The following is a 250-nucleotide window of genomic DNA, read 5'->3' on the forward strand; positions in this document are numbered from 1 at the left end:
AATACCTGCCTGTCACGCAGGGGGTCGCGGGTTCGAGCCCCGTCCGTTCCGCCACCCTTTTAGGGGCGTAGTTCAATTGGTAGAGCACCGGTCTCCAAAACCGGGTGTTGGGAGTTCGAGTCTCTCCGCCCCTGCCATTTAAAAATAATCCTTTGCTCCGGCAAAGGATTTTTTTTGTCTGAAAAACGGCTATTCTGTTCTGCTTGTTCTGCTTGTTCTGCTTGTTCTGCTTGTTCTGCTTGTTCTGCTT

The 250-nt window shown here is 51.2% G+C and carries 1 tRNA gene; it reads left to right on the top strand.

Going from position 1 to position 250, the window contains the following annotated elements:
• The first annotated feature begins 61 nt into the window (after positions 1 to 61).
• Positions 62 to 137: transfer RNA gene (locus QCD69_RS22595), tRNA-Trp, on the top strand.
• The last annotated feature ends 113 nt before the right edge of the window (positions 138 to 250 follow it).

Source organism: Erwinia sp. PsM31, assembly GCF_030433775.1.
In the GTDB taxonomy this organism is placed as follows: Bacteria; Pseudomonadota; Gammaproteobacteria; order Enterobacterales; family Enterobacteriaceae; genus Erwinia; species Erwinia aeris.